This window comes from Streptomyces sp. NPDC001532, from assembly GCF_040298625.1.
GTDB lineage: Bacteria > Actinomycetota > Actinomycetes > Streptomycetales > Streptomycetaceae > Streptomyces.
The window spans coordinates 56,183-63,158 of sequence record NZ_JBEPAL010000051.1 but is presented as its reverse complement, the minus strand read 5'-3'; the positions used below and the strand labels follow the sequence as shown (position 1 = coordinate 63,158).

Here is a 6,976-nt window from a genome sequence, read left to right as displayed (position 1 = left end):
CCGGGGGGTTGTGGTGGGTGTACGGTGCGGGGGCACTGTGGGGGGGGGGGGGGGGGGGGGGGGGTGGGGGGCGCCCCCCCACCCCACCGCCCTTCGCCGTACCCGGGGTCGTTGCCGGGGTCGTTCGCGGGGCGCGGACGAGGCCGGGGCGCCTCCTCGCGGTGGAGGAGGCGCCCCGGACGGATGTCGCGGTCGGCGCTACAGGGCCACGCCGAGCAGCGCGTCCACGGCGCGGGTGACGACGCCGGGGGCACCGGTGTCCTCGCCGCCGCGCGCGTGCTGCTCGTCCGCCCAGCGGTCGACGGCGGCCAGTGCGGCCGGGGCGTCGAGGTCGTGGGACAGGGCCTCGCGGATCTCCTCGACCAGTGCGTCGGCGCTCGGTCCGTCGGGCCGGGAGACGGCGGACCGCCAGCGCTCCAGCCGCGCCTCGGCGTCCCGCAGCACCTGGTCGGTCCACTCCCAGTCGGAGCGGTAGTGGTGGGCGAGCAGCGAGAGCCGGATGGCGGCCGGGTCGACTCCGTCGCGGCGCAGCCGGGAGACGAAGACGAGGTTGCCCTTGGACTTGGACATCTTCTCGCCGTGCAGGGCGACCATGCCGGCGTGGACGTACGCCTTGGCCATGGGGAACTCGCCGGTCAGCACCTGGGCGTGCGAGGCGCCCATCTCGTGGTGCGGGAAGGCGAGGTCGGATCCGCCGCCCTGGACGTCGAAGCCCATCCCGAGGTGGTCGAGGGCGATGGCGACGCACTCGATGTGCCAGCCGGGGCGGCCGCGGCCCAGCGAGCCGCCGTCCCAGTCGGGCTCGCCCGGCCGGGCGGCCATCCACAGCATCGGGTCGAGCGGGTTCTTCTTGCCCGGCCGGTCCGGATCGCCGCCGCGCTCGGCGGAGAGCAGCCGCATCGCGGCCGCGTCCAGGTTCGAGACCTGGCCGAAGTGCGGGTCGGTCTCGACGGAGAAGTAGATGTCGCCGTCGAGCTCGTAGGCGGCGCCCATGTCGCGCAGGCGCTCCACCAGGGGCACGATCCCGGGTATCGCCTCGACCGCGCCGATGTAGTGCCGCGGCGGCAGCATGCGCAGGGCGGTCATGTCCTCCCGGAACAGCGCCGTCTCCTGTTCGGCGAGCGCCACCCAGTCGACGTTGTCGCGCTGCGCCCGCTCCAGCAGCGGATCGTCGACGTCGGTGACGTTCTGGACGTAGTGGACCTGCCGCTTGGTGTCCAGCCATACGCGCTGGACCAGGTCGAACGCGTTGTAGGTCGCCGCGTGACCCAGGTGGGTCGCGTCGTACGGCGTGATGCCGCAGACGTAGATGCGGGCGACGGGGCCGGGGTCGAGGGTGACCAGGGTGCCGGTCGCGGTGTCGTGGATCCTCAGGTCGCGGCCCTGACCAGGCAGGGCGGGGACCTCGGAAGCGGGCCAGGCATGCATGTCTTGAGCCTAACCGGACTGAGGTCCGGTATACGAACCGGACCAGGCCAGATGGCCGGGAAGGCGCTCTTGCGTCTTCCCGGCCGATGTGCCTTGTGGGACGTCCGTCACACCGGGGGCCAGGGGATGGCCGGCCACTCCCCGCTCGGCTCCGGATGGACCTTGTCGGTGAGCAGCGCGTCGACCCGCGCGCGGGTGGCGTCGAGTTCGGCCGGGGTGATCAGCCCGGCGAGGTCCCGGGCGAGCGCCGCGCCCTCCGCCAGCCGGTCCCGGAGTCCGCCGAGGACCGTGACGGCCTCCTCGGTCAGCGGCTCACCGGCCCAGCCCCACAGCAGGGTGCGCAGCTTGTTGTCGACGTTGAAGGTGACCCCGTGGTCGATGCCGAAGAGCCGGCCGTCCCCGGCGGGCAGCAGATGGCCGCCCTTGCGGTCCGCGTTGTTGATCACCGCGTCGAGCACGGCGAGCCGCCGCAGCCGCTCGTCGTCGGCGTGCACCAGCAGCGCCGTGCGCCCCTCCCCCACCTCGGCGAGACCGATCGCCTTCCAGCCCGGCTCCGGCTCCTCCGCGTCGACGAGGGCCAGCAGCCCGTCGCCGGGGACGGCCTCGATCCACAGCTGGACCATGCCCTCCCCGTACGGGCCGTCACGCAGCACGGTCGGCGGCACCAGGCCCCAGCCGGTCGCCTCCGAGACCCGGTAGGCGGCCACCTCGCGCCCGGCGAGCGTGCCGTCCGGGAAGTCCCACAGCGGGCGCTCCCCGGCGACGGGCTTGTAGACGCAGGCCGCCTCTTCGCCCTCGTACGTCACCGTGCAGTACAGCGCCGCGTTGGAGGCTTCCCGGATGCGTCCGCGCACGGTCAGCTCGCCCGCGGTGAGCAGTTCCGCCGAGGTCATGCTCCGCGGCGGTATCCGTTCTGGCGCGGACATACGTGTCCTTCCGGATCGAGCGGCAGGCTGCACAGCGGGCAGGGCGGCCGGCCGGCGTTGACGACGTCGAGAGCGCGTTTGGCGAAGGCTCTGGCCTGGGCGCCGGTGAGGCGGACCCGCAGCATCGGCGGGCCGTTCTCCTCGTCCTGGAGCAGCCGCTCCTCCGCCTCCGCCAGGTCCTCGTCGGACTCGGCGTCGAGCTCCACCAGGGCCTGCGCCTCGACGATCATGCGCTGTTCGTCACCGTCCCAGGCGAGCGCCATGGTGCCGACCCTGAACTCCTCCTCGACGGGGGTGTCCAGCGGTGCGGTGTCGGTGATCTCGTTCGGGGCCATGGCCGGCACCGCGGCACTGCCGCCGCTGCGCCGCACGACCTCGTCGAGGAGTTCGTCCATGCGCTCGGCGAGCGCGGCCACCTGTGTCTTCTCCAGCGCCACGCTGGTCACCCGGGGGCCGGCGGAGGCCTGGAGGAAGAACGTACGGCGCCCGGGCAGTCCGACCGTGCCGGCCACGAAGCGGTCCGGTGGGTCGTAGAGGAACACCTGACGGGACACGTCCTGTCTCCTGGAATCGTCTGGGCTTGTGGATCGGCATCGAGTTCGGGACCGACTGACCGCTTCACCCTACTGCGGGCGACGATCACGGTGCGCCCGCACCGCCCCCGACCGGAGCGTCCTCGGCCGGCGGCTCCTGGCGCGGCACGAGGGACGCGAAATCACCGGTGTCGCCGAGGCGGACGAGAAACGGGCGCAGGCGGGTGTAACGGATCGCGGTGATGGAACACGGTTCCACAGAGATCCGCTGGAAGAGGTCGAGATGAAGTCCGAGGGCGTCCGCCACGAGCGACTTGATGATGTCGCCGTGCGAGCACATCAGATACACGGCGTCGGGGCCGTGGTCGCGTTCCACGCGCGCGTTCCACTCGCGTACCGCCTCGGCGGCGCGGGTGGCCATCGCCCGCATCGACTCGCCGCCCGGGAACGCGGCGGCGGAGGGGTGCGCCTGCACGACCTCCATCAGCGGCTCGTCCTTCAGCTCGGCGAGCTTGCGGCCGGACCAGTCGCCGTAGTGGCACTCCCCGATCCGCTCGTCGGTGTGGGCGGTCAGGCCGGGGCGGGCGTCGAGCAGCGGCCGGATGGTCTCCTGGCAGCGCTCCAGCGGGCTGGTGACGACCTCGGCGAGCGGCAGCTCGGCGAGGCGTCCGGGCAGGGCGGCGGCCTGGGCGGCCCCGCGCTCGTCGAGCCGCACGCCGGGCGTCCAGCCGGCGAGCAGTCCCTCGGTGTTGGCGGTGGAACGTCCGTGCCGGACGAGGATCAGGGTGGGCATGCGGCCCAGCGTAGGCGTACGCCGGGGTGCGTTGCCGGTGCGATGAAGGGAGAATGCGCCGCGTGATCGTGGACTGCGCCATCTATCGCGACGGACATCGTGCGGAGGGGCCCTCGGACTTCTCCGACGCCCTGGACGAGGCACGGGCCGCGGGCGGGTTCGTGTGGATCGGGTTGCACGAGCCGAGCGAGCAGGAGTTCGCCCACGTCAGCGAGGAGTTCCGGCTGCATCCGCTGGCCGTCGAGGACGCCCTGAAGGCCCATCAGCGGCCGAAGCTTGAGGTGTACGACGACTCGCTCTTCCTGGTGCTGAAGCCGGTCGTCTACGAGCCGGAGAGCGACACTGTCTCCTCCGGCGAGGTGATGGTCTTCCTCGGCGACGGCTTCGTGGTCACCGTCCGGCACGGCGACGGGGCGCCGCTGGCGGCCGTGCGGCGGCGGCTGGAGCATGAGCCGGAGCTGCTGGGCAAGGGGCCCACGGCGGTGCTGTACGCCATCGCCGACGCCACCGTCGACCACTATCTGGAGGTCGCGGGCGAGCTCCAGAACGACCTGGAGGAGCTGGAGACGGAGGTGTTCTCACCGGACGGCGGCGGCTCCCGGAACACCGCCTCGCGGATCTACACCTTCAAGCGGCAGATCCTGGAGTTCCGCCGGGCCACCGGGCCGCTGACCCTGCCGGTCACCCGGCTCGCGGGCAACGGGCCGTTCGGCCCGGCGGTGCCGTTCGTGAACGACAAGGCGCAGCCCTTCTTCCGGGACGTGCAGGACCACCTGACGCGGGTGAACGAGTCCGTGGAGGCGCTGGACCGGCTGGTGTCCGACGTCCTGTCGGCGCATCTGGCGCAGATGAGCGTGCGGCAGAACGACGACATGCGGAAGATCTCCGCGTGGGCGGCCATGGCCGCGATCCCCACCATGCTCGCCGGGGTCTACGGGATGAACTTCGAGCACATGCCGGAGCTGCGCTGGGTGTGGTCGTACCCGGCGGTGATCGCGGTCATGGCCGCCCTGGAGGTGGCGCTGTACCGGACGTTCAAGAGGCGGGGCTGGATGTGAGGCGGGCGGCGCGTGGCCGGCCCGCGGTCAGGCGAACTCCGGGGCCGAGGCGGCCGGGCCGCCGAGGGCGTCGCGGCGCTCCGGCATCGTGAGGGAGACCATGCGCCGCCAGCCGCCGAGGCGTTCGTAGGCGTAGACCGCGTGGATGCCCGCCGCGAGCACCGCGTACCGGGCCTTGGACCAGCCGAGGATGCGGCCCATGTGGGCCATCACGGCGAGGCTGACGTCGCGGTAGACGCGGATCTCGGCGTGCGCGCACTCGCGCAGGGTGCGCTGGATGGCGCGGCCGTGGCCGGCGTAGGCGAAGCGGAGCAGTTCCTCGTGACAGTAGGCGAGGTGGTTGTCCTCGTCCTGGGAGATCATCTTCACCGCCCGGCCGAGGTCGGGGTGGTCGGCGAAGTGCTTGCGCAGCAGTCGCATCTGCTCGGAGGCGCGCTGTTCGGTGACCCGGCTGTGCGCGAGGTAGGTGACGATGTCCTGGACGGTGAGGGGTTCGTCGCGGTTGAGCCTGGAATGGGCGAGGCCGATGCCGGCGCGCTCCAGCAGCATCGTGTAGTCGGTGTCCGGCGGGACGGGGACGGGGTCCACTCCGCGCTTCCTCATCAGCGCGTTGAAGATGCGCCCGTGCTTGTCCTCGTCGGCGCCGTGCCGGGCGACCTTGGGCGCGAGGTCGCGCTCGCTCGCGGGGACGAGCGCGGCGATGCGGGCGTTCTCCCAGCCGCCCTGGGTCTCACCGCCGGCGGCGATGGAGCAGAACAGGGCGAAGGACGCGTCGTCGTCGAGGATCTCCTGGAACAGACTCTTGGCCGAAAGCATCTGGGCACCTCTCTGCAGGATTCCGCAGGCCGCGAAGTACGAGTCAAGTGCGGCCCGGGAGGCGGTGCAACAGGTGTGTCGGACGACTCCGCCGAAAGAAGGACCCCGGAGGCTTCGCCGGGGGCGTAACCGTGCGCGCGGCGGCGCGTTGTTCCGCGTGACGGCCGTGGCGGGGAAGACCCCCGAGCCCCCACCACGGCCGCGGAACTCCGGCGGACCGTTCGGGTTACGCCAGGCCGGCCCGCTCCAGCGCCTCCACACCGGCGCGCAGCGCGGCGAGGCGCTCGTCGAGGGTGAAGCCGGCCGGAGCCAGGGTCAGGGTGGTGACGCCGGCCGCCGCGTAGGCCTGCATCCGGTCGGCGATGCGGTCCACGGAACCCAGCAGAGTCGTCTTGTCGATGAGGTCGTGCGGTACGGCGGCCGCGGCGCCCTGCTTGTCGCCGGACAGGTACTTGTCCTGGATCTCGGCGGCCTGCTGCTCGTAGCCCATGCGCTGGGCGAGCTGGTTGTAGAAGTTCTGCTTGCGGCTGCCCATGCCGCCGACGTACAGGGCGGTGTAGGGGCGGAAGGTGTCGGCGAGCGCGGTGACGTCCTTGTCCTCGCCGACGGCGAGCGGCAGGGTCGGGCAGACGTCGAAGCCGTCCAGGGTCTTGCCGGCCTTCTCGCGGCCCGCGCGGAGGTGCTTGACCGCGGTGTCCTCCAGGTGGTCGGCGGAGGGGAAGATCAGCAGGGCGCCGTCGGCGATCTCGCCGGTCTGCTCCAGGTTCTTCGGGCCGATCGCGGCGATGTAGAGCGGGATGTGCTCGCGCTCGGGGTGCACCGTCAGCTTGATGGGCTTGCCGGGGCCGCCGGGCAGCGGCAGGGTCCAGTGCTCGCCGTCGTGGGTGAGGCGTTCGCGGGTCATCGCCTTGCGGACGATCTCCACGTACTCGCGGGTGCGGGAGAGCGGCTTGTCGAACTTGACGCCGTACCAGCCCTCGGAGACCTGCGGGCCGGAGACCCCGAGGCCGAGCCGGAAGCGGCCGCCGGAGAGCGAGTCGAGGGTGGCGGCGGTCATCGCGGTCATCGCGGGCTGCCGGGCGGGGATCTGGAAGATGGCCGAGCCGACGTCGATGCGGGTGGTCTGGGCGGCGACCCAGGTGAGCACGGTGGCGGCGTCCGAGCCGTAGGCCTCGGCGGCCCAGCAGACCGCGTAGCCGAGGCGGTCGGCCTCCTGGGCGACGGCGAGGTTGTCCGCGTCCATCCCCGCGCCCCAGTAGCCGAGGTTGATGCCGAGCTGCATGGCCTTCCCCTTACTGATCAGTAACGTCCCTGTGTGGGACGACCATACCGGGTGGCACGCACGCCGCCGGGGCGGCTGTGGACGACCGGTCCGGGGAGGGGCCCGCGGGGGCCGGAAACCGGTTGTCCACAGGCAACCCA

At 72.3% G+C, this 6,976-nt stretch carries 7 protein-coding genes; 1 reads left to right on the top strand and 6 read right to left on the bottom strand.

The annotated features are described in order from the left end of the window. Positions 1-198 precede the first annotated feature (198 nt). The 4 genes from mshC to ABT232_RS33120 all read right to left on the bottom strand — a co-directional run bounded on the left by mshC (position 199) and on the right by ABT232_RS33120 (position 3,680). Positions 199-1,428, bottom strand: a complete 1,230-nt coding sequence (gene mshC / locus ABT232_RS33135; RefSeq protein ID WP_351847045.1) for a cysteine--1-D-myo-inosityl 2-amino-2-deoxy-alpha-D-glucopyranoside ligase — start codon at positions 1,426-1,428, stop codon at positions 199-201. A 107-nt stretch (positions 1,429-1,535) separates the two neighbouring features. Next, a complete protein-coding gene (locus ABT232_RS33130) occupies positions 1,536-2,354 on the bottom strand; it encodes an SCO1664 family protein (protein WP_351847042.1) in 819 nt (272 codons plus the stop codon). Further along, entirely contained in the window at positions 2,318-2,908 is a 591-nt protein-coding gene (locus ABT232_RS33125; protein ID WP_351847040.1) for a DUF3090 domain-containing protein, read from the bottom strand. The genes ABT232_RS33130 and ABT232_RS33125 overlap by 37 nt, the downstream gene beginning before the upstream one ends. 85 nt (positions 2,909-2,993) lie before the next feature. Continuing rightward, on the bottom strand, positions 2,994-3,680 hold the full coding sequence (locus ABT232_RS33120; RefSeq protein WP_351847039.1) for a histidine phosphatase family protein: 687 nt from the start codon (positions 3,678-3,680) through the stop codon (positions 2,994-2,996). Between the two features lie 62 nt (positions 3,681-3,742). Between ABT232_RS33120 and corA the strand changes: the two genes are divergently transcribed. Next, on the top strand, positions 3,743-4,738 hold the full coding sequence (gene corA / locus ABT232_RS33115; RefSeq protein ID WP_351847036.1) for a magnesium/cobalt transporter CorA: 996 nt from the start codon (positions 3,743-3,745) through the stop codon (positions 4,736-4,738). A 27-nt stretch (positions 4,739-4,765) separates the two neighbouring features. Here the strand turns inward: corA and ABT232_RS33110 are convergent, their stop codons facing one another. Further along, on the bottom strand, positions 4,766-5,554 hold the full coding sequence (locus tag ABT232_RS33110) for a ferritin-like domain-containing protein (RefSeq protein WP_351847034.1): 789 nt from the start codon (positions 5,552-5,554) through the stop codon (positions 4,766-4,768). Between the two features lie 226 nt (positions 5,555-5,780). Further along, positions 5,781-6,836 carry an LLM class F420-dependent oxidoreductase gene (locus tag ABT232_RS33105; protein ID WP_351847031.1) on the bottom strand — a complete coding sequence of 352 codons (1,056 nt, stop codon included), beginning with the start codon at positions 6,834-6,836 and terminating at the stop codon, positions 5,781-5,783. Between the last annotated feature and the right edge of the window lie 140 nt (positions 6,837-6,976).